The organism is Deinococcus carri (assembly GCF_039545055.1).
Lineage (GTDB): Bacteria > Deinococcota > Deinococci > Deinococcales > Deinococcaceae > Deinococcus > Deinococcus carri.
Window position 1 is genome coordinate 37,164 of record NZ_BAABRP010000012.1, and the last position, 18,138, is coordinate 55,301.

The 18,138-nt window shown below is 68.3% G+C and carries 17 protein-coding genes and 1 pseudogene; 13 read left to right on the top strand and 5 right to left on the bottom strand.

Annotated elements, in window-relative coordinates; genetic code table 11:
• Nucleotides 1–147: 147 nt before the first annotated feature.
• Nucleotides 148–606 (top strand): annotated as a pseudogene (locus ABEA67_RS13800) (FKBP-type peptidyl-prolyl cis-trans isomerase); the annotation flags it as partial.
• A gap of 36 nt (nucleotides 607–642) precedes the next feature.
• On the top strand, nucleotides 643–1,116 hold the full coding sequence (locus ABEA67_RS13805; protein WP_345466299.1) for an FKBP-type peptidyl-prolyl cis-trans isomerase: 474 nt from the start codon (nucleotides 643–645) through the stop codon (nucleotides 1,114–1,116).
• Between the two features lie 243 nt (nucleotides 1,117–1,359).
• Here the strand turns inward: ABEA67_RS13805 and ABEA67_RS13810 are convergent, their stop codons facing one another.
• From ABEA67_RS13810 to ABEA67_RS13820, 3 genes are all read right to left on the bottom strand, one after another.
• Nucleotides 1,360–2,151, bottom strand: a complete 792-nt coding sequence (locus ABEA67_RS13810) for an FAD binding domain-containing protein (RefSeq protein ID WP_345466163.1) — start codon at nucleotides 2,149–2,151, stop codon at nucleotides 1,360–1,362.
• A gap of 88 nt (nucleotides 2,152–2,239) precedes the next feature.
• Nucleotides 2,240–4,633, bottom strand: a complete 2,394-nt coding sequence (locus ABEA67_RS13815) for a xanthine dehydrogenase family protein molybdopterin-binding subunit (protein WP_345466165.1) — start codon at nucleotides 4,631–4,633, stop codon at nucleotides 2,240–2,242.
• Between the two features lie 77 nt (nucleotides 4,634–4,710).
• On the bottom strand, nucleotides 4,711–5,205 hold the full coding sequence (locus ABEA67_RS13820) for a (2Fe-2S)-binding protein (protein ID WP_345466167.1): 495 nt from the start codon (nucleotides 5,203–5,205) through the stop codon (nucleotides 4,711–4,713).
• A gap of 467 nt (nucleotides 5,206–5,672) precedes the next feature.
• Between ABEA67_RS13820 and ABEA67_RS13825 the strand changes: the two genes are divergently transcribed.
• The 6 genes from ABEA67_RS13825 (at nucleotide 5,673) to ABEA67_RS13850 (ending at nucleotide 9,907) form a co-directional block, all read left to right on the top strand.
• Nucleotides 5,673–6,368, top strand: a complete 696-nt coding sequence (locus ABEA67_RS13825) for a hypothetical protein (RefSeq protein ID WP_345466169.1) — start codon at nucleotides 5,673–5,675, stop codon at nucleotides 6,366–6,368.
• Nucleotides 6,365–6,892 carry a GTP-binding protein gene (locus ABEA67_RS13830; RefSeq protein ID WP_345466171.1) on the top strand — a complete coding sequence of 176 codons (528 nt, stop codon included), beginning with the start codon at nucleotides 6,365–6,367 and terminating at the stop codon, nucleotides 6,890–6,892. The genes ABEA67_RS13825 and ABEA67_RS13830 overlap by 4 nt, the downstream gene beginning before the upstream one ends.
• Nucleotides 6,893–6,923: 31 nt before the next feature.
• A complete protein-coding gene (locus ABEA67_RS13835) occupies nucleotides 6,924–7,301 on the top strand; it encodes a roadblock/LC7 domain-containing protein (protein ID WP_345466173.1) in 378 nt (125 codons plus the stop codon).
• Between the two features lie 82 nt (nucleotides 7,302–7,383).
• Nucleotides 7,384–7,863, top strand: a complete 480-nt coding sequence (locus ABEA67_RS13840) for a hypothetical protein (protein ID WP_345466175.1) — start codon at nucleotides 7,384–7,386, stop codon at nucleotides 7,861–7,863.
• A 238-nt stretch (nucleotides 7,864–8,101) separates the two neighbouring features.
• The gene (locus ABEA67_RS13845) at nucleotides 8,102–9,241 is read left to right on the top strand and encodes an NAD(P)/FAD-dependent oxidoreductase (RefSeq protein ID WP_345466178.1); all 1,140 of its coding nucleotides are present in this window, start codon (nucleotides 8,102–8,104) and stop codon (nucleotides 9,239–9,241) included.
• Nucleotides 9,242–9,385: 144 nt separating this feature from the next.
• Nucleotides 9,386–9,907: a DUF4388 domain-containing protein gene (locus ABEA67_RS13850; protein WP_345466180.1), complete on the top strand. Its 522-nt coding sequence runs from the start codon at nucleotides 9,386–9,388 to the stop codon at nucleotides 9,905–9,907.
• Nucleotides 9,908–9,955: 48 nt separating this feature from the next.
• On the opposite strand, the gene ABEA67_RS13855 is transcribed toward ABEA67_RS13850, so the two are convergent.
• A complete protein-coding gene (locus ABEA67_RS13855) occupies nucleotides 9,956–10,501 on the bottom strand; it encodes a hypothetical protein (protein WP_345466183.1) in 546 nt (181 codons plus the stop codon).
• Nucleotides 10,502–10,893: 392 nt separating this feature from the next.
• Here ABEA67_RS13855 and ABEA67_RS13860 point away from each other — a divergent pair, with 392 nt between their 5' ends.
• The 5 genes from ABEA67_RS13860 to ABEA67_RS13880 all read left to right on the top strand — a co-directional run bounded on the left by ABEA67_RS13860 (nucleotide 10,894) and on the right by ABEA67_RS13880 (nucleotide 16,947).
• Nucleotides 10,894–13,686, top strand: coding sequence for a valine--tRNA ligase (locus ABEA67_RS13860; RefSeq protein WP_345466186.1), 2,793 nt, complete (start codon nucleotides 10,894–10,896; stop codon nucleotides 13,684–13,686).
• A 319-nt stretch (nucleotides 13,687–14,005) separates the two neighbouring features.
• The gene (locus ABEA67_RS13865; RefSeq protein ID WP_345466188.1) at nucleotides 14,006–15,160 is read left to right on the top strand and encodes an aminotransferase class V-fold PLP-dependent enzyme; all 1,155 of its coding nucleotides are present in this window, start codon (nucleotides 14,006–14,008) and stop codon (nucleotides 15,158–15,160) included.
• Between the two features lie 11 nt (nucleotides 15,161–15,171).
• A complete protein-coding gene (locus ABEA67_RS13870; RefSeq protein WP_345466190.1) occupies nucleotides 15,172–15,858 on the top strand; it encodes a Nif3-like dinuclear metal center hexameric protein in 687 nt (228 codons plus the stop codon).
• A gap of 89 nt (nucleotides 15,859–15,947) precedes the next feature.
• Entirely contained in the window at nucleotides 15,948–16,451 is a 504-nt protein-coding gene (locus tag ABEA67_RS13875; RefSeq protein ID WP_345466192.1) for a hypothetical protein, read from the top strand.
• A 13-nt stretch (nucleotides 16,452–16,464) separates the two neighbouring features.
• Nucleotides 16,465–16,947: a P-loop nucleotide/nucleoside kinase family protein gene (locus ABEA67_RS13880; RefSeq protein ID WP_345466194.1), complete on the top strand. Its 483-nt coding sequence runs from the start codon at nucleotides 16,465–16,467 to the stop codon at nucleotides 16,945–16,947.
• Here the strand turns inward: ABEA67_RS13880 and ABEA67_RS13885 are convergent.
• Nucleotides 16,944–18,077, bottom strand: coding sequence for a cysteine desulfurase family protein (locus ABEA67_RS13885; protein WP_345466196.1), 1,134 nt, complete (start codon nucleotides 18,075–18,077; stop codon nucleotides 16,944–16,946). The genes ABEA67_RS13880 and ABEA67_RS13885 overlap by 4 nt on opposite strands.
• Nucleotides 18,078–18,138 lie beyond the last annotated feature (61 nt).

Consider the following 18,138-nt stretch of genomic DNA (forward strand, 5'->3'; position numbering starts at 1 on the left):
CCCCTGGCGGCAGTCTCCTGGCAGGAGGGGGGGCATTCTCGCTTCGTTAAGGCAAGTCACGCCCCGCCCCGTTCACCCCGGCATGAGAGGGTAGACTTCTGGGGCAAGCCCGAGATTCCGCCAGCTCTCACCGAACGGAGAACAGACATGAACATCACTCGGGACAAGGTGGTTGAACTCGACTACGTGCTCAAGGTCGGCGGCGAGGTCGTGGACCGCAGCGAGCCGGGTGAACCGCTGGTGTATCTGCAAGGGCACGGCAACATCGTTCCGGGGCTGGAAAAGGCCTTGGAAGGCAAAAAACCCGGAGACAGCCTCCATGTCTCGGTCCAGCCTGAAGAGGGGTACGGCGAGCGCGACGAGGACAATACGGAGACGCTTGACCGCAGTGACTTTGACGACCAGATTGAGGTCGGCGCAACCTACTTCGCCCAGGCTGAAGATGGCAGCGTGCTTCCTTTCACGGTGGTCGCCGTGCAAGGGGAGCAGATACAGGTAGACTTCAACCCGCCGCTCGCCGGACAGGTCCTCGACTTCGACGTGACCGTGAAGAGCGTGCGCGACGCCACCCCCGAGGAACTCGAACACGGCCACGCGCATGCGGATGCCATCCCCCACACCCCCACCGAACGGAGAACAGACATGAACATCACGCAGGACAAGGTTGTCGAACTCGATTACGTGCTCAAGGTGGACGGCGAGGTCGTGGACCGCAGCGAGCCGGGCGACCCGCTGGCGTACCTGCACGGCCACAGCAACATCATTCCCGGCCTGGAAAAGGCCCTGGAAGGCAAGAAGGCCGGGGACAGCCTGCACGTCACCGTCCAGCCCGAGGAAGGCTACGGCGAGCGCGACGAGGACAACACGGAGGCCCTGGACCGCAGCGACTTCGACGACGAGCCGGAGATCGGCCAGACCTACTACGCCCAGGCCGAAGACGGCAGCGTCCTGCCCTTCACGGTCGTCGGCATTGAGGGTGACCAGGTGCAGGTGGACTTCAACCCGCCGCTCGCCGGACAGGTCCTCGACTTCGACGTGACCGTAAAGAGCGTGCGCGACGCCACCGCTGAGGAACTCGAACACGGCCACGCGCATGTGGCGGGGATGCACGAGTAATACTGATTCCGATTGAAGGGTGTTGAAAACACCCGGAAATCCGACCAGAGGGAGAAGGAACAAGGGCGGATTTCGGGAGATGGATGAACAGGCGGTGCCCTCCCGACTGTTCAGGAATTGGACGGAATCCGTATCAGGGCTTAGGGATGAGGCGCTAGGCGTTAGGGGAAGGTGGGCAGCTCCGGCTGGAGTGGCCCCCTTCTCTTTTTGCTGATGGCTGACCGCTGAAAGCTGACGGCTCCCCTAGACCCTCGCCGCCGCCCGCGCCGCCAGCACGTCCACCAGATGCGCGCGGTATTCCGGGCTGGCGAAACGGTCCCCAAGGAGGCCCGCCGACTCGACCAGTCCGGTGCCGACCGGCTGCCCGCTGTTCAGGCGTTCCTCCAGCTTGTGCAGCCGCTCGGCCTTCTCGCCCGCCCCGGTGTAGGCGGCGCGAATCTGGCCGTTCGCGTCACGGACGACGGCCACGCCCACAATCGCGTAGTGGCTGGCCGGGTGTTTGAACTTCTCGTAGGCGCTCGCCTGCACCTGCGCGGGAATGCGGATATGCGTGAGGAGTTCGCCGGGCTGCACCGCGCTCTCGAACATGCCCACGAACATCTCGTCGGCGGGAACGACTCGCTCACCCTCCGGGCCACGAATCACGAACTCCGCGCCCAGCGCGAGGGCCGCCGCCGGGTAGTCCGCGCTGGGGTCGGCGTGCGCCAGCGAGCCGCCGATGGTGCCCCGGTTGCGCACCATCGGATCGCCCACCTCATAGGCGACTTCCGGGAACAGCGGCAGTTCGGAGCGCAGCACATCCGCGTGGGTGGTCATCGCCCCCACCACGAAGGTGTCCCCCTCGCGCCGGATGCCCTTCAGCTCCTCGATGCCCCACACGTCGAGCAGCGCGGGCGGCTGCGCCAGCCGCAACTTCATGGCCGGAAGCAGCGAGTGCCCGCCCGCAATCACTTTCACGTCCGGATTGGCTGCCATCACCGCGAGCGCCTCGGCGACGGTGGCGGCTTTCTGGTAGTCGAAATTGGCTGGGTACATGAATCCCTCCGGAAAGTACGCGGTGCGCGGTATGCGGTACGCGGTGAAAGGCTTTTCCTGCGCACCGCGCACCGCTTCCCGCGCCCTATCAGTCGTCCGCTGCCTGCCCCATCCCCCCGCCGCGCGCCTCCCGAATCGCCCTCCACACCTTCTCGCTGGTGTAGGGCATGTCGAGGTGCGGGATACGGCACTCGTGCCACAGGGCGTCCATGACGGCGTTGGCGACGGCGGCGGTGCTGGCGATGGTGCCGGCCTCACCGATGCCCTTGACGCCCAGGGGGTTGTGGGGGCTGGGGGTGACGGTGTGGTCGGTCTGGAAGTGCGGGAGGTCGTCGGCGCGCGGGACGGCGTACTCCATGAAAGTCCCGGCGAGCAGGTTGCCGTCCTCGTCGTAGGCGGCCTCCTCCCAGAGGGCCTGCCCGGCTCCCTGCGCGATGCCGCCGTGCACCTGGCCCTCGGCAATCAGCGGGTTGATCAGGGGGCCGCAGTCGTCCACGCAGCCGTAGGCGCGCAGACTGACCTTGCCGGTGTCGGTGTCGATCTCCACCACCGCGATATGGGTGCCGAAGGGATACACGAAGTTCTTGGGGTCGTAGAAGGCGGTGGCTTCCAGCCCCGGCTCCATGCCTTCCGGGAGGTTGTGGGCGAGGTGCGCCATCAGCGCCACATCGAAGAAGGTCTTCTGCTGGCCCGGCGCGCCCTTGACCTGGAAAACGCCGCCCTCGTGCTCCACGTCCTCCTCGGAGACTTCGAGGAGGTGCGCGGCGATCTTTTTCGCCTTGGCGGTGATCTTGCCCAGGGCCATCTTGAGCGCGGAGCCGCCCACCGCCGCCGAGCGCGAGCCGTAGGTGCCCCAGCCGTAGGGCATCCGGCCCGTGTCACCGTGAATCAGGTCGATGTCCTCGATGGGAATCTGGAGTTCGTCGGCGGCGATCTGCGGGAAGGCCGTCTCGTGGCCCTGGCCGTGGCTGTGCGAGCCGGTGTACAGCTCGACCTTGCCGGTGGGGTGGACGCGCACCAGGCTGCTTTCCCACTGCCCCGCCTGCGCCCCCAGTTGCCCGACCAGCGCGGAGGGGGCCAGGCCGCAGGCTTCCAGGTAGGAAATCAGGCCGATACCCAGGATTTTGTTCGTGCCCTTCATCCGTTCCTGCTCGGCGCGGAGGTCCGCGTAGTTCATCATCTCCAGCGCCCTGTCGAGGGCGGGTTCGTAGTTGCCGGAGTCGTAGACCAGCGCGACGGGCGTCTGGTACGGGAACTCGTCCGGCCCGATGAAGTTGATGCGGCGGAACTCGGCCGGGTCCATCCCCAGTTCGTGCGCCATCACGTCCACGGTGCGCTCGATCAGGTAGGTGGCCTCGGGTCGGCCCGCGCCGCGGTAGGCGTCCACCGGAATGGTGTTGGTGACGACGCCGGTGACTTTGGCGTGAATGGCAGGGAACTTGTACACGCCGTTGAGCAGCGTGCCGTAGAGATAGGTCGGCACGGCGGGTGCGAAGAGGGTCAGGTACGCGCCCAGGTTGGCGACCGTATTCACGCGCAGGCCCAGCATCTTGCCGTTCTCGTCCACCGCCAGCTCAGCCACGGACTGGTGGTCGCGGCCCTGCATGTCAGACACGAAGCTCTCGCTGCGGCGGGCGGCCCACTTCACCGGTTTGCCCAGCTTCTGCGCGGCCAGCAGCACGATCACCTCTTCCTGATACTGGAAGATCTTGGAGCCGAAGCCGCCCCCCACATCCGGGCTGATCACGCGCAGCTTGTGTTCGGGAATGCCCATCACGAAGGCCGCCAGAATCAGGCGGTGGATGTGCGGGTTCTGCGAGGTGGTGTAGAGCAGATATTCGCCGCTGGCGGGCGTGAACTGCGCCAGCGAGGCGCGCGGCTCGATGGCGTTGGGAATCAGGCGGTGGTTGCGAAGTTGCACCTTCACCGTCTTGTGCGCCCGGTTGAACGCCCCTTGCAGCGCGGCCTCATCCCCGATTTCCCACTGGAAGGCGACGTTGCCGGGCACGTCGTCGTGGACCTGGGGCGCGCCTTCCTCCAGCGCGGCACTCCCCAGCGCAACGGAGGACAGAGGCTCGTAGTCCACCGCCAGCAGCGCCGCCGCGTCCTCCGCCTGCGCCCGCGTCTCGGCAACCACCGCCGCCACGATGTCCCCGACGTGGTTCACCTCGCCCCGCGCGATGGCGTGGTGCGCGGGCACCTTCAGCTCGGGCAGCAACCACCCCACCGGAATGGGGCCGACCCCCGCCGCCTCCACGTCCTCGCCGGTCAGCACGGCCACTACGCCGGGCAACCCCTCCACACTGCTCCGGTCGATGTTCGTGATGCGCGCGTGGGCGTAGGGACTGCGGACCATCGCCGCGTGCAGCATCCCCGGCAGCACGAAATCATCGGTGTACTGCCCGGTCCCGGTGATAAAGCGCGGGTCCTCCTTGCGCTTGAGGGCCTGGCCCATGTATTTGTCGGGTCTGGATTCGGTCATTGGGTTCCCTCCCGGGGAGTGCGCGGTACGCGGTGAAGAGCTTTTCCTGCCTACCGCGCACCGCTTCCCGCGTCCTATTAGTCGTCCGCCGCCTGCCCCGCCCCCGCCGCCTCCCGGATCGCTCCCGCCGCCTGCTGCACGGCGAGGACGATGTTGTGGTAGCCGGTGCAGCGGCAGTAGTTGCCTTCGAGGTGGTGGCGGATCTCTTCCTCGCTGGGGTCGGGGTTGTGCCTGAGGAGTTCGGCGGCGCTCATGATCATGCCGGGGGTGCAGAAGCCGCACTGGAGGCCGTGTTTCTCCCAGAAGCCCGCCTGGAGGGGGTGCAGGTCGGCGGGGGTGCCCATGCCCTCGATGGTGGTGACGCTCTGGCCGTCGGCCTGCACGGCGAGGACGGTGCAGCTCTTGACCGCGTCGCCGTTCAGGTGGACGGTGCAGGCCCCGCACTGGCTGGTGTCGCAGCCCACGTGCGTGCCGGTCAGGCCCAGGTCCTCCCGCAGGAAATGCACCAGCAGGGTGCGGGGTTCCACGTCACGGGTGTAGGCCCGGCCATTGACGGTCACGGTGACGTTCATCGCTGGCCTCCGCTGAGCGGGGTCCATCTGGGGGGGACGGGGCGGCGGTTCCTCTCCTGCATGTTCAACCTCCGGGCTGGGGGCGTGTGCGGTGAGACGCCGGACCCGGTGGGCGCGGCGTGCCTGTAGGTTGTGGTTACAGCTTCCATTCAAGCACGAAACAGGCCAGGGCGCAGGCAGGCAGGAAAAGCCCCGGAACGTTCGCCAGGACTCCTCTCCGGTGAGGAAGGCACCCGGCTATATCTCTCAACATCAAACATATTTCTTAAAACCAAAGAAAATACCGTGACAGACGGTATTTTTGCTGCCCACAAGCCAAAAGTCCGGCTCAATCCATGCAATAAAACGTGACAAAATCGTGATTTCTGTCCGTGTACGGTTTTTCACAGCAGGGCCAGCCTCCGTCGCCGGCAACCTGCCGGTCAGCCCTGTTCAAGCCCTCGTTCCCGTCCCAGAAAGGAGTTGATATGGCCCTCTTCGGTGACCTCGAACACCACGCGCTCACCGATCTGGCAAGAGTTCTCAAGCCCCAGACCGGCACCCTGTTTTTTCATGAGGCTTACCAGGGCCACACGCTGGAACTGACGTTGACCCATGGACAACTCCGTGCGCTCTATGTGGACGGCTTTCTGGTGCGGGAGCAGGCGCAGGTACGGAACATCCTGCGGGAACTGCACCTTCAGGGTCGGGGGGCTTTCGAGTTTCAGCGCGAGGACTTCCCGGAACCCTTGCCCAGTTCCTACGTACTGCCGCTGGTGGAAACGCTTCAAGAGTTTGCCGGGGCGTCCATTCCCCTGGACCAGTTGCCTCACCCCGATACCCGCTTCCTGCCCGCCCCAGGCCGCCTGGCCGTGCCGCCCTCGCTGGCGGCGGCGTGGGCACTGTTCCAGCCGCATCTGGCGCAGGGGGCCAGCGCCGCGGAACTGGCCCGGCAGGTGGGTCAGACCGAACGCGACGTGCAGGTGGCGCTGCACCGCCTGCGCGCCGTGGACCTGATCGCCCCGCTGCGGGCGGCCCGGCCCCAGCCGGTCTCCGTATCCCTCGCCCTGGAAACGCCCCACACGGCGGACGTGTTCCCGGCGTCCCCGTCCCCCGCCACCGCCCCTCTCGTCCACCGCCTGCTTGGTGCCCTGCGCCGGCTGGCCGGAACATCCCGATCATGACTCTTCCCCAGGCTCCCCTCAAACTCGTAGTGTCCGGCCCGGTAGGCGCGGGCAAGACCACCTTCGTCCAGACGCTCTCCCAGACCCCCGTCATCGCCACCGAGGCCGAGGCCAGCGAGGACATCGGCAAGCAGAGCACCACCGTCGCCTTCGATTTCGGCACCCTGCACCTGGATGGGCAGGACCTCCACCTCTATGGCACGCCCGGCCAGGACCGCTTCAGCTTCATGTGGGAGGTGCTGTGCGAAGGAGCACTCGGCCTGGTACTGCTTGTGGCCGGGGACCGCCCGCAGGACTTCGGGCACGCCCGCAACATCCTGGAATTCATCACCAGCCGCATCCCGGTGCCCTTCCTGGTCGGCGTGACCCGGCAGGATCAGCCGCGCGTGTGGCAGCCCGCCGACGTGGCCCTGTACTTCGACCTGCCGGAGCAGCAAGTTGTGGGCCTGGACGCCACCAACCCCGCACAGGCCCGGCACCTGCTGGCCCGGCTGCTGGAACTCACCCTCACCTCTCACGCCTAGCCCTGACCGGGCACCCCGAAAGGACCTCACCATGACCGCGACCCTCAGCAAGCAAGACCGCCTCAACGCCACCCTCACCAACCTGCGCAGCGCCATGCCCGAACTGCGCGGCGCGCTGGTCGCCACTGTGGACGGCCTGCCCATCGCCCAGACCATGAGCGACGGCACCGACGCCAACCGCGTCGCCGCGATGGCCGCCACCGCGCTGGGCCTGGGCAAGCGCATCAACGACACCCTCGGCTCGGGCACCCTGACCGACATGAGCGTGAGCGGTGCCCAGGGCCAGGTGTACATCTACGCGGCGGGCAACAAGGGCGTGCTGGCCGTGGTGGCTCCCACCGGCATGAACCTGGGCCTGCTGCACATGGAAGCCCGCGACACTGCCGAAGGTGTCGCCAACATCCTGTAACCGGATGTCCCCAGGCCACGCTGGCCCCCCACCCCCTTCCCTCAGAGACCTGCTTGCCACCCTGTATCCCCGGAGGACGTCCATGACCGCCACCACCACCCAGCCGCTGCGCCCCACCCTGGGGGATTTCAACTCCATCGTCTGCTTCAAGGCCGTGATCGTCGGCGTCGAGGACACCCTCGGCACAGACGGTGCCGCCGTGGTCTTTACCCGCGCCGGGAAGGTGCGGGGCCGCGACCTGGTCCAGAGCCTCGGCCTGACCGGCAGCAACGTGCCGGTCGAGCAGGTCGCGCCCCTGCTCAACGCCGCCATCGGCAGGGACGGCACCTGCCTGGCCGCCGTCACCCGGTCCTACCGCGAGGGCGAGAACATCGTCATCGAGATGCAGGACACCGTCTGCCTGGCCGGCGAAGCCCTGGGCAGCGACCGCAAATGCACCTTCACGCTAGGCGCAGTGTGGGGCGCGCTGGAAGCCATCACCGGCGAGATATACCTCGGTGAACATACCGAGAGCGTCCTGCGCGGCGGCACCAGCGAGAAGTTCGTCTTCAGCCCGCTCTGACCCCCAGTTCTTCCTGGCGTCCTCACCCGGGTGGTGGGGACGCCTTTTGCGGCAAAACCGCGCCCGCACCAGGGTCATCTGCCTCTTTCCCCACGGGAGGGCGGCAGTGTGGAGGGTGACAGACCGGATTGGTGTAAGGTGTACGCTGTTGTCACGGGCCGGGAGGCAACCCCCGGCGGTTTTGTGGGCAGAGTCTGCCCCGGAGCCTACTCGTGAATTCGTTCACAGGAGTGTTTGCATGAAGACCCTGATTCTCGGTGCTGGTTACGCGGGCCTCGCGGTAGCCACCAAGCTCAAACCCACGCCCGGTCTGGAAGCCCTGCTGGTCGAGCAGAACGCCTACCACACCTTTGAAACCCGTCTGCATGAGGCCGCCGCACACAACACCCCGGTGACCCTGCCGCTGACGCCGCTGCTGCGCGGCACCGGCGTGCATCTGGAGCAGGCGCAGGTCGAGAACGTGAACCTCGACGAGCGCGAGGTCACCCTCAAGGACGGGCGGGTGCTGACCTACGACAAGCTGGTCGTGGGCCTCGGTTCCGTCACCAACTTCTACCGCATTCCCGGCCTGGCCGAGAACGCCGCCGAACTCAAGCAGCTCAGCGACGCCGATGAAATCTTCAACTTCATCAACCGCGTCTACAGCAGCGACTACACGGGCAACCGCGACATCGTGGTGGGCGGCGCGGGCCTGACCGGCGTAGAACTGGTCACCGAACTCGCGCAGCGCGCCGAGGTGCTCAGCCGCGAGCGCGGTCTGCCCCCGATCCAGATTTACCTGGTCGAGGCCGGCCCCAAGATTCTGCCCGTGCTGGACGACGCGCTGCGGCAGAAGGCCGAGAACACCCTGCGCGAGTACGGCATCCACATCCTGGTGGGCCACCGCCTGATGAGCGCCACCGCCGACAGCGTGACGGTGCAGACCGCCGACGGGCAGCAGCAGGTCATTCCCGCCGGCAAGATCATCTGGACCGGCGGCATCCAGGCCCGCGACATCGTGCGTGGTGAGCGGCTGGAGAAGGGACCGGGCGGGCGCATCGCGGTGGACGAGTTCCTGCGCGCCAAGAACTACCCCGACGTGTTCGTGATCGGCGACATGGGCCTGGCGCTCAACCAGGAAGGCAAGCCGGTGCCCACCACCGCCCAGCACGCCGGGCAGCAGGGCCGCCTGACCGGCAAGAACCTGATGCGCCTGGCCAAGGGTGAGGAGCTGGAACCCTACGAGCCGACCACCCTGGGCGAGTTCGTCAGCCTCGGCGGCCTGATGGCGGTCGGCTGGATGAAGCTTCCCTGGAACCAGAAGCTCGCCATCACCGGCGGCCTGGCCCACGTGATGAAGCGCGCCTCGGAGTGGCGCTGGCGGGCCAGCATCGACTGAGGCGCTCGCGCGCCTGTCTGACCGTCAAAAGGTCTAACGGTCTAAGGAGAGTCGCCAGCGCGGCTCTCCTCGGCTTTTCCCCCGAATGGGCGGAAGCGTCTCAGCCGTTAGACGGTTGGACGGTTAGACCCTTAGACTGCTTTCATGGTGCGCGGTGATCTGGCGGTCTTTCCCTTCATGCCTGTCATGCAGATGCTGCTGTCGAGCGGGCGGGCCGGGCGGCTGAGTGTGGCGCACGCGCGGGGCGGCGAGCTGTGGTTCGAGCCGGGCGAGGTGGTCCACGCGCGGGTGGGGGCGCTGACGGGCGAGGCAGCGCTGCAAGTGCTGAGCAGCCTGGACAGCGGCCAGTTCACCTTCGCGCCGGACGTGCCCCCCACCGAGCGGACGCTGGCGCTGCGGCAGGGCGTGGCCCTGCGCCGCCTGATCGACGACGCGGACGCCTGGCAGGGTCTGCTGCGCGTGTTTCCCGACTGGAACCGCCCCTTGCGCTTCACCCCCCGCTGGACTGAGGCCCAGCCCGTGACCCAGGCGCAGTACGTGGCCCTCAGCCTGATCCCCGAGGGCCTGCCCCTCAAGACTCTGCTGGAGCGCGTCGGCCAGCCCCCGCGTCAGACGCTGGAAACGCTGCGGCCCTTCCTGACGGCGGGCCTGGTGGAGGTGGGCTGAGGGGAGCGGCCAGCAGTCAGCTTCCAGCCGCCAGCAGAGGCGGGGGCTTCAGGCGCGCACCTCCCCCAGGGCCGACAGCGGCAGCGTGCCCCGGTACAACACATGGGGCACGTCCGACCAGAGAATCAGTGGGGCATCGGGCGGGAGGTTTCGCAACCGCTCCAGCGTGGCGGCGGACGGTTCGCACACGCGCTGGAGGGTCGCCGCGTCGAAGGGCGCGTAGTCCGCGGGCACGGGTGGACTGTACGTTCCGCCCGGCCAGGGCCGCACGAAGCGGATGCAGGCCCGTGCGGGGTCGAGTTCGGCGGCCTTCACGGTCCAGAAGCGCAGGGGCGGCACCGTCCGGCCCGTGGCCCTCACCGTATCCAGCAGCGCGCCGGGGTGGACGGGCGAGAAGAACAGCACGTCGCCCCAGCCGCACGCCAGCGGCAGCACCCGCTCGTCCCGCAGCGCCTCGCGGCCCGCGTACTTGGCAACCTCGCGCGCGTACACGTCGGGGTGGGGGCCGCGCAGGGTATTCAGGGGCAGGAGGTGGTCGCCCCGCACGTCCCGCACGGCGCGGTGGTACAGCGTGAAGTCCTGGAGTTCCGGCACCCCCCGAGCATGACGCCCAGTCCTCTTCCCCGCCATGCGCCACCTGACCGATGCATTCCGTTCCGGGCCGCCGTATACTGCCGGTGCAATGACCGGGAGGAGTACCCGGAAGCGGCACCCACAGGGAGTTCTGGCCGGGATTGAGAGCCGGAACGGGAAGGCCGCCGGGGAAAGTCGCCCGCGAGCAGGTCGGAAGAACCCCGTGAGGGAAGTAGAGCCGTCCGGGTTGCGCCCGTCACAGCGCGCACGAGCGCCGCGCCCGCATACGGGCCGGAACGGCGGTGGTACCACGGGACACAGCGCAGAGAACGCCTCGTCTCGTCCGCATTCGGAGTTCATCTCCGGCGGACGAGGCGTTTTGTTTTCCCGCCCTTTCCGAATGGAGCCAGGCCATGACCGACACCAACATGAATCCATCCCTTCCATCCCAGGACGCCGCCGGCACTGACGCTGCTGCTGCCGTGGCCCTCGACAGGGCCTTCGACCCCGCCGCCGTCGAACCCGCCTGGGCCGCGCGCTGGCGCAGCGAGCCGTTCCGCGCCGACGCCAGCAGCGGCAAACCGCCCTTCACCATCGTGATTCCGCCGCCGAACGTGACCGGCAGCTTGCACCTGGGGCACGCGCTGGACAACACGCTGATCGACACGCTGATTCGTTACAAGCGCATGGCAGGCTTCGAGGCGCTGTACCTGCCGGGCACGGACCACGCCAGTATCGCCGTGCATGTGCTGCTGGAAAAACAACTGAAGGACGAGGGCCAGACGAAACACGACCTGGGCCGCGAGGCCTTTCTGGAGCGGGCCTGGGCCTGGCGCGAGGAATCGGGCGGGACCATCTTCAGGCAACTGGCCCGCCTCGGTGTCTCGGCGGACTGGACCCGCGAGCGCTTCACGATGGACGAGAGCCTCTCCAAGGCCGTGCGTGCGCAGTTCGTGAAGCTGTACCACGAGGGCCTCGCCTACCGTGGCGAGCGTATCGTGAACTGGGACCCGGCGGGGCAGACCACTGTGTCCGATATGGAAGTGGACCGCGAGGTCCGCAAGGGCAAGATGTACACCCTCAGTTACAAGCTGGAGGACTCGCAGACCCCCGCCAGCAATGGGGAAAGCGGCGAGATTCGCATCGCCACCGTGCGCCCCGAGACCATCTTCGCGGACCAGGCGATTGCCGTTCATCCCGAGGACGAACGCTTCGCGCACCTCGTCGGCAAACGGGCGCGCATTCCCCTCACCGACCGCCTCGTGCCCATCATCGCGGACGGGGCGGTGGAGCGGGAGTTCGGGGTGGGGGCGCTGAAAATCACGCCCGCGCACGACCCGACCGACTTCGAGGTGGGGGAGCGGCACGGCCTGGCGCGGCCCAGCGTGATCGACCTGCACGGCAACCTCACGTCCGACCTCGTGCCGGCAGAGTTCCGGGGCCTGGAACGCTTCGCGGCGCGCAAGGCCGTGGTCAAGGCCCTGACCGAATCCGGCGACCTGCTGGAGGAAAAGGACCACGACACCGCCATCGGCCTGTCCGAGCGCACCAAGGTGCCGGTCGAACCCATCGTGAGTACCCAGTGGTTCGTCCACGTGAAGCCGATGGCGCAGCGGGTGCTGGAGGGGCTGGACGCGGGCGAGATTCAGCTCACGCCCGAGCGATACGGCAAGGTCAACCGCGACTGGCTGGAGAACATCCGCGACTGGAACATTTCCCGCCAGCTCTGGTGGGGCCACCAGATTCCCGCCTGGTACGACGAGGAGGGCAACGTCTACGTGCCCGACCCCGAGAATCCCGACCTCGACTGCGACCAGGACCCGCGCTACGCGCACCTCAACCTGCGGCGCGACCCGGACGTGTTCGACACCTGGTTCAGCAGCAACCTGTGGCCCTTTTCCACCCTGGGCTGGCCCGATACCGATTGCGAGGACTACCGCAAGTTCTACCCGACGCAGGTGCTGGTGACGGGTTACGACATCCTGTTCTTCTGGGTGGCGCGCATGGAGATGGCCGGGTACGCGATGACCGGGCAGGCCCCCTTCGGCACGGTGATGCTGCACGGCCTGTATCTGGACGCCAAGGGCCAGAAGATGTCCAAGAGCAAGGGCAACGGCATCGACCCGCTGGAACTGTTCGACCAGTACGGCGTGGACGCCTGCCGCTTCGCCTTCACCAGCCTCAGCACCGGCGGGCAGGACATCCGGCACGACCCCCGGCGCTTCGAGCAGGGGCGCAACTTCGCCAACAAGCTCTGGAACGCGGCCCGTTTCGCGCTGCTGCGCCTGTCGGAAGCCGCGCCGCAACTCACGGACCATGACGACCTGACCCGTTATGTCCGCAGCGCCGTGAACCCCGCTGACCATCCGCCCCTGCGCAGCAGCGAGGTGCTGGCGACCCTGCGGACGCGCGACGACCTCACCCTGGCCGACCGCTGGATCATCAGCCGCCTGAACGCGGTGACGGCGGAGGCGAGCGCACAGCTCGACGCCTATGACATCGGCGCGGCCATCCGCACCCTGTATGCCTTCACCTGGGACGAGTTCTGCGACTGGTACATCGAGGCGGCCAAGCCCGCCCTCGCCGCCGGGCAACTGGGCACGCTCGCCACGCTGAAGGCCGTGCTGGAGCACATCCTCAAGCTGCTGCATCCCTTCATGCCCTTTATCACCTCCGAGCTGTACGCCTCGCTGGGCCACCGCCGCCAGCTCGCGCTGCATGCCTGGCCGCAGTTCGAGGCCGCGCTGCACGACGCCGGGGCCACCCGCGCCTTCGATGCCCTGCGCGCCGCCGTGAGTGCCGCCCGCAGCCTCAAGAACGAGCTGGGCCTCTCGCCCCAGGACCGCCTGAACGTGGCCGTGGAGGGCGATTTGAGCGCCACCGTGCAGGAGAACGCCCGCGTGGTAGAGGGCATTGCCCGCGTGACGCTGGTGCCCGCACTGGAGGGCCGGACGCTGAGCGCCGTGGAACAGGGCGTGAGCGTGCGCGCGCCGCTGGAAGGCACCGTGGACATCGCGGACTGGCTGGGCAAGCAGAAAAAGCGCCTGGCGGAACTCGACAAGCAGATCAAGCAGGCGCAGGGCAAGCTCGGTAACGCCGGTTTCGTGGCCCGCGCCCCCCAGGAAGTGATCGAGGAAGAACGCCGCCGGGTGCAGGACTTCGGGGCGCAGAAAGAACGGCTGGAGGCGGTGCTGGCGCAGTTCTGAGGGAAGCGGTCAGCTTTCAGTCGTCATACTGATTCCGATTGAAGGGTGTTGAAAACACCCGGAAATCCGACCAGAGGGAGAAGGAACAAGGGCGGATTTCGGGAAATGGATGAACAGGCGGTGCCCTCCCGACTGTTCAGGAATTGGACGGAATCCGTATCAGCCAGGAAGTCCCCGCGCCGGAAGGTGGTGGGGGCTTTCTTTGTCCCATCCTTAAGCCGGATGGAGGTGAATGGGCAGGCCACCTCAGAGAGCGGTCTGCCCTCACCTGTTAAAGCACGTCGCCTCGGTAGACCCAGGCCAGGGCTATCCTGACCCCATGCCTGCCCTGCGACCCGATATCGACCCCCACGGCCTGCTGGAATACTCGGTGGTCTACACCGACCGCTCGCTCAACCACATGTCCGCCGCGTTCCAGGAGGTGATGCGCGACCTCTCCGCCGAACTGAAGGCGGTGTATCACGCCGACGCCGTGGCGATGATTCCGGGGTCGGGCACCTCCGCGATGGAGGCGGTGGTGGACCAGCTCGCACAGGGCGAGCGCTGCCTGGTCATTCGCAACGGGTGGTTCAGCTACCGCTGGACGCAGATTTTCGAGATGAGCCGCGTGCCGGAAGCCGTGACCGTGCTGAGGGCCGGGGAGCAGGGCACGGGCCGCCAGCAGCCCTACGCGCCCGCACCCATCGGGGAGGCGGTGGCCGCCATCCGCCGCGAGAAACCCGCGCTGGTGTTCGCGCCGCACGTGGAAACCTCGTCGGGCATCATTTTGCCGGAAGACTACATTCGCCAGCTCGCCCAGGCGACGCACGAGGCGGGCGGGCTGCTGGTGATCGACGCCATCGCCTCCGGGGCCGTGTGGCTGGACATGCGGGCGCTGGGCATCGACATTCTGATTACCGCGCCGCAGAAGGGCTGGAGCAGCACGCCCTGCGCTGGGGTGGTCCTGATGAGCGCGGCCGCCGCAGAGCGGGTGGACGCGACCGACTCGGTGAGCTTCACCCTCGACCTGAAAAAGTGGCTGAACATCATGCGCGCCTACGAGGGGGGCGGCTTCGCGTATCACGCCACCCTGCCCACCGACGGCCTGCGCCAGTTCCGCGACACGGTGCTGGAGATGAAGGCCTTCGGGTTCGAGCGGGCAAAGGCGGCGCAGTGGGACCTGGGCGGGCGCGTCCGCCAGGTGCTGAAGGAGGCAGGCTTCGCCAGCGTCGCCGCCGAGGGGTACCAGGCCCCCGGCGTGGTCGTCTGCTACACCGACGCGGACGCCATCCACACGGGCAAGGCGTTCGCTCAGGCGGGGGTGCAGATTGCCGCGGGCGTGCCGCTCCAGGTGGGCGAGGGGCAGGACTTCAAGACCTTCCGCGTGGGCCTGTTCGGGCTGGACAAGCTGGCGGACGTGGAGGGCACGGTGCGCCGCTTCGAGGAGGGCCTCGGGCGGGTGCTGGCGGGGGCTGGAATCCCGGCGGGCCGGTAGAGGCCCTCCTCTTGCCACCCACCCTGACCCAGCTCGCCGACTGGCTGCGGACCGAGCTGGACGAGCCGGAGCCGCTGCGCCGGGACGGCCCGCCGGAGGTGCGCCGCCTGGCCCTCGCCCTGGAACCCGCCGACCTGCCGCCCGCTCTGGAGGCCGACGCCCTCTTTCTGCACCGCGCCCGGCGGGTGGGGAGCCACTGGCCGGGACGGGGGGTGCTGGCCGCCCACGACGGCTTCGACGCGCGGCTCACCACCGGACCGAACCGCAGGCTCGCCCGCACCCTGGGCTGGACGGACGTGGAGGAAGTGACCTGGGAGGGCCGACTCGTGGGCCTGGCCGCGGCTCCCCCGCAAGGCGACTGGCAGGCGTTCCGCGCCGCCCTTCAGGCCGAGCTGGGCGGCGAGGACACATCCTGGCCGCCGGAGCCACCCGCCGGACCGCTGAGACTGGCCCTGATGAACGCGATGAATCCGGCACTATTGGGGGCCGCAGCGCAGCAGGGGGTCCGCGTGTACCTCACCGGGGAGCTGCGCCCGTCGGCAGTGGGGGCGGCGCGGGCGCATGGCCTGGGGGTGGTCGCGCTGGGGCACCGCCGGACCGAGCTGTGGGGCCTGCGGCAACTGGCGCGAGAGCTGCGGGCCGCCTTTCCGGGCCTCCAGACGGGCGTCTTTCCGGACCCTGGGTTCAACTTCGACTGAACCCGGCCCTCTGCCGCTGGGGGCAACACTCCGAGCCTCCCCGCACAGATTCCGGCCAGATGGCCCGGCGCTCCGCTTATGCTGAACCCATGAAGCTGCCACGGTCTGCCCTCCTGTGCGCCGCCGGTCTGCTGAGCGCGTGCAGTCCCGGCCTGGACCTGTACACTCCGCCCGACGCGCGGGAGTTCGTCGCATCCTGCGCGCGGGGCGTGGACGCTGTGGCCTGCCGGGCGCTGCTGCCCACCCTGCAAAGCGGGGAGGGGGAGGTCACGGTGCTGCTGGTCAACGCGAGCGATGCCGACATCAAGGCCCAGCTCGGGCGGGAGTTGAGTCGCAAGGGGGTCAGCCTGGGCGAGTTCCTGACCTCCGCGGAGGCGGGGAACTTCGCCCGCGCCCATATCTTTCAGGCTTCCCGGTTGCAGACCGGAGAGATGAGGACCCTGGACGGCAAGCTTCACGACGTGGCGTGCCGCACCGAGGGCCAGACGGAATACTGCCGCGTGGATGGCCGCATCGAGGGGTTCAACAGGCTGGACCGGGAACCGGGACGCAAGGGGAGCGTGTACCTGATGACCGGCCTGCTGCCCTTCTAGCCGCCACACCGTGTTGAGCGGTCATCCTGCGCCCACCCTCTTTCTCCTCGTCGGCCTCCCCGGTGCGGGCAAGACCACGCTGGCGCGGCGGCTGGAGCAGGAGCATTCGGCGCTGCGCCTGACGCCGGACGAGTGGATGCGGCCGCTGTTCGGCGCGAGCGAGTCGGACAACAAACGGGCGGTGCTGGAACACGACCTGCTGTGGAGCGTGGCGGCGCGTGCCTTGAGCCTGGGCGTCAATGTAGTGCTGGATTACGGCTTCTGGTCCAGGGAGGAACGCGAGCTGTACCGCGAGCGGGCGAGGGCGCTGGGCGTGCGGGCCGAATTGCACATGCTGGACGTGCCGCTGGAGGAGTTGTGGCGGCGGCTGGAGGAGCGCAACAGGAACCTTCCGCCCGCCACGTTTCCGGTCACGCGGGAGGAACTGCTCGAATGGGACGGCTGGTTTCAGCGGCCTGACGCGGCAGAACTCGCGCGGTGGGCGGAGCTGGGCTAACCCCGGCTCCACTCCGCCGCCTGCCGCAGCGCGTCCGCCGCCGCGTCCACCTCGGTTTCGGTGGTCGCCCGCCCGAAGCTGAAGCGCAGGGTGGCGCGGGCGTCCGCCTCGCCCAGGCCGATGGCGGTCAGGACGTGGCTGGGCTGCATGGTCCCGGCGGCGCAGGCGCTCCCGGCGCTGGCCGAGACGCCCAGCAGGTCCAGGTTCATGAGGAGCGCCTCACCGTCCGCGCCGGGCAGGGTGACGGAGGCGACCTTGGGGCTGGCGTCCGCGGGCTGGTTCACGCGTAGGCCGGGAATATCCGCGACCCCCGCCAGGAAACGGTCACGGACACGGGTCAGGTGGGCGAACGTCTCCTCCCGTGCCGCCTCCGCGTGGGTCAGGGCCACTCCCGCTGCGTACACGCCCGCCGTGTTCTGGGTGCCGGGGCGCAGGCCACCCTCCTGGCCGCCCCCGAGCGTGACGGCGGGAAGAACCGCGCCGCGCTTCAGGTACAGGAAGCCCACGCCGCGCGGCCCGCCCCACTTGTGGGCGCTGAAGGTGGCGAAGGTGACGCCCCAGCCAGTGAGGTCGAGGGGCAGCACGCCGGGGGCCTGCACCGCGTCGGTGTGGTAGGGGACGCCCCGCGCGGCAGCCACGGCAGCAAGGGCGGGTGTGTCCTGCACCGTGCCCAGTTCGTTGTTCGCGTGGTGGATGGAGACGAGGGCTGTGTCCTCCCGCAGCGCCTCCGCGAGTTGCTCAGGCGTGTAACGTCCCTGCACATCCGGTGCCAGAAAGGTCACGGCCCAGCCGCGCGACTCCAGCCAGCGGGCCGGGGCCAGCACGGCGGAATGCTCAGTCAGGGTGGTGACGAGGTGGCCGGGTTGTCCGTGCGCTTCCTCCCAGGCTTGGGCCACACCCAGCAGCACGTGATTGTCGCCCTCGGTGCCCCCACCGTTAGCAATCAGGGTGCGGGCATCCACGCCGAGAGCGGCGGCGACACGGGCGCGGCCTTCTTCCAGCCGCTCGCGGGCAGCCTGACCTGCGGCGTGGACGGAGGCGGGATTGCCGGGCAGCGCGGCGGCTTCCAGATAGGCGGCCAGCGCCTCCGGCGTCATGGGGTAGGTGGCGGCGTAGTCGAGGTAAATCATGGGGTGTGGGTGGTGGGACGTGGGTGGTCGGGGGCCTTTCCCACAGCCCACAACCTACACC

What these genes read in the sequence shown, in the direction of transcription:
- ABEA67_RS13805 (WP_345466299.1), top strand. Translation starts at nt 643, where the DNA reads ATGAACATCACGCAGGACAAGGTTGTCGAACTCGATTACGTGCTCAAG.
- ABEA67_RS13810 (WP_345466163.1), bottom strand. Translation starts at nt 2,151, where the DNA reads ATGTACCCAGCCAATTTCGACTACCAGAAAGCCGCCACCGTCGCCGAG.
- ABEA67_RS13815 (WP_345466165.1), bottom strand. Translation starts at nt 4,633, where the DNA reads ATGACCGAATCCAGACCCGACAAATACATGGGCCAGGCCCTCAAGCGC.
- ABEA67_RS13820 (WP_345466167.1), bottom strand. Translation starts at nt 5,205, where the DNA reads ATGAACGTCACCGTGACCGTCAATGGCCGGGCCTACACCCGTGACGTG.
- ABEA67_RS13825 (WP_345466169.1), top strand. Translation starts at nt 5,673, where the DNA reads ATGGCCCTCTTCGGTGACCTCGAACACCACGCGCTCACCGATCTGGCA.
- ABEA67_RS13830 (WP_345466171.1), top strand. Translation starts at nt 6,365, where the DNA reads ATGACTCTTCCCCAGGCTCCCCTCAAACTCGTAGTGTCCGGCCCGGTA.
- ABEA67_RS13835 (WP_345466173.1), top strand. Translation starts at nt 6,924, where the DNA reads ATGACCGCGACCCTCAGCAAGCAAGACCGCCTCAACGCCACCCTCACC.
- ABEA67_RS13840 (WP_345466175.1), top strand. Translation starts at nt 7,384, where the DNA reads ATGACCGCCACCACCACCCAGCCGCTGCGCCCCACCCTGGGGGATTTC.
- ABEA67_RS13845 (WP_345466178.1), top strand. Translation starts at nt 8,102, where the DNA reads ATGAAGACCCTGATTCTCGGTGCTGGTTACGCGGGCCTCGCGGTAGCC.
- ABEA67_RS13850 (WP_345466180.1), top strand. Translation starts at nt 9,386, where the DNA reads ATGGTGCGCGGTGATCTGGCGGTCTTTCCCTTCATGCCTGTCATGCAG.
- ABEA67_RS13860 (WP_345466186.1), top strand. Translation starts at nt 10,894, where the DNA reads ATGACCGACACCAACATGAATCCATCCCTTCCATCCCAGGACGCCGCC.
- ABEA67_RS13865 (WP_345466188.1), top strand. Translation starts at nt 14,006, where the DNA reads ATGCCTGCCCTGCGACCCGATATCGACCCCCACGGCCTGCTGGAATAC.
- ABEA67_RS13875 (WP_345466192.1), top strand. Translation starts at nt 15,948, where the DNA reads ATGAAGCTGCCACGGTCTGCCCTCCTGTGCGCCGCCGGTCTGCTGAGC.
- ABEA67_RS13885 (WP_345466196.1), bottom strand. Translation starts at nt 18,077, where the DNA reads ATGATTTACCTCGACTACGCCGCCACCTACCCCATGACGCCGGAGGCG.